The sequence below is a fragment of the Rothia sp. HMSC064F07 genome, from assembly GCF_001837265.1.
Lineage (GTDB): Bacteria > Actinomycetota > Actinomycetes > Actinomycetales > Micrococcaceae > Rothia > Rothia mucilaginosa.
In genome coordinates, this window is the sequence record NZ_KV831926.1 from 1105645 (window position 1) to 1107576 (window position 1932).

Annotated in this window: 2 protein-coding genes; both read left to right on the forward strand. The window is 53.8% G+C overall.

What is annotated here, in order from left to right; translation table 11 throughout:
- Positions 1–641 (forward strand): DUF6318 family protein (locus HMPREF2712_RS06850; protein ID WP_070819586.1); only part of this gene is annotated, 641 nt, incomplete at its 5' end.
- A 500-nt stretch (positions 642–1141) separates the two neighbouring features.
- Positions 1142–1807, forward strand: coding sequence for a hypothetical protein (locus HMPREF2712_RS09185; protein ID WP_246828688.1), 666 nt, complete (start codon positions 1142–1144; stop codon positions 1805–1807).
- The last annotated feature ends 125 nt before the right edge of the window (positions 1808–1932 follow it).

Here is a 1932-nt window from a genome sequence, read left to right on the forward strand (position 1 = left end):
GCGGCCAGCAGGCAAATAACGAGGCGGCAGCCGCCTCGGCATCATCGACCGCCGCGCCGAGCGAGTCGGCTTCGGCGTCTGCAGCAGCTTCTGAATCTCCCTCTGCGAGTGCCACCCCGTCTACTGTCCGCGGCTACTCGGGTGGCTCAAAGGCACCTGACGGTGAGTACCGCCCGGCGGATAAGTACGGTCCGGCACAGAATGTACCGAAGCCTAACGTTCCGGAGGACGGCTACAACGAAAAGTCGTTGGAAGGCATGCGCAAGACGCTTGATGCATGGATTCAATGGGGAAACTACGGTATTCAGACCGGCGACTACACAAAGGCGCGAGAGTTCACCTCACGCAATTTCACTTCCGAATTGGAAGCCTACGAAAGTGTCGAAAACCTTTATAAGCGCGGTGGATGGGTCATCGACGGTATCGAGAAATTTACGGCAGATGGATCTCCTTGGTCTGAAGATGGGGAAACCTATTTCTGGAAAGCCTACCGCGGATGGAACCAGGAAATCCATGTTGAGCCGAGTGGTAAATGGACTGCTTGGGATAACGATGATAAAACTAACGACACTTTCAAATTCGAGATGAAGCATAATGGGAAAAAATGGGAAATTATAAGCTGTGAAGAGGTTGATGATTAGTTATGCGCAAAATAAATAAACGTATAGCTTATTGCGTCATTGGATTGCAATTTATATGTCTCTTGCCAGCACCTGCAGGTGCACATGTATCTACTAAAGAATGTTCATCTGGTAACGGCGCATCCGTATGCCAAGAATCTACAGTCGCGAAGAAAAGGACTGAAACCAATACAGGTAAAAGGGGCGGAGAAAGCATTCAGAATGACTCAGTTGTTCATCAGCCTGCGGAAGGAGCAGAACCTAGCACCTACACCACCAAAGGCGCCAACGGCCTTACCCTAATTCGTTCCAAAAGTGACTCTAATATCCTTGGCTGCGTAAAGGACGGAAAGGTTGGACACGTAAAACTCAACAATCTCATCGTTCGTGACGATGGGACTTACATCGATGGTGGCCTCGGCAAATATAGCCCCACCTCAGAAACCTGTGTCCCCGACGATACCCGCACCCTGACCAGTGCCGACAGCCCAGGTCCCACCGGCCCGACCTACGAAGAAGTCATGGAGGAAATCCGCCACGCTGCAGAGTCCCTAGAGCCGGGCAAGCCGACCCTGCACCAGTCCTACAACAACCCCGCAGGCACTGGCCGAGCAGAAGGCGACCCCAACGTCTACAAGGGCGACCAGGTCAACTTCTACGTCGATGACGGAGGCCCCTACCGCCTTGAATCAGACATGCTCGCCGGACACGTCGAAATTGAGCTCATGCCCTCCTCCTATGTCATCGAGTACGGCAATGGTGATACTGCCACCAACTACACCGCGGGCAAACCGGTCACCACCTACCCTCGTGAGCGTCCGCGTCAGACGGATACCAGCTACGCCTACCAGCGTTCGGGTAACTTCCATGCGTACGCGACCGTGCACTATACGGCTCGTTTCCGTGTGGATGGTGGCCCGTGGCAGATGATGGAGGTGACTCCGCAGGCGACCAGTGATCCGTTGCTGGTGCGTGTGTGGTGGGTTGATGTGGGCCGTGTCGGCGGCACCTGCGATGAAGACGATACTCGTTGGGGCTGTAAGAACGATCCTACGATGGGTAAGAAGGATAATCCGAACCCGCGTCTGCGCAAGGCTGATATTCGTACCGGTCAGCGTTGGCATCTGAATGATAACGGTGACGGGGACACGGAGTATTCGTTGCACCGCGACTGGCCCGATATGTAAACCAGTTCTGACCCAACATATAAATAACCACAGCAGGCGGCCCCGAATGTTTGAACATTCAGGGCCGCCTGTTTTTAGACAGAGGTTTTCGACAGGTTAGTGTCTTCACCGTGGGTCTTTAACCC

What these genes read in the sequence shown, in the direction of transcription:
- HMPREF2712_RS09185 (WP_246828688.1), top strand. Translation starts at nt 1,142, where the DNA reads ATGGAGGAAATCCGCCACGCTGCAGAGTCCCTAGAGCCGGGCAAGCCG.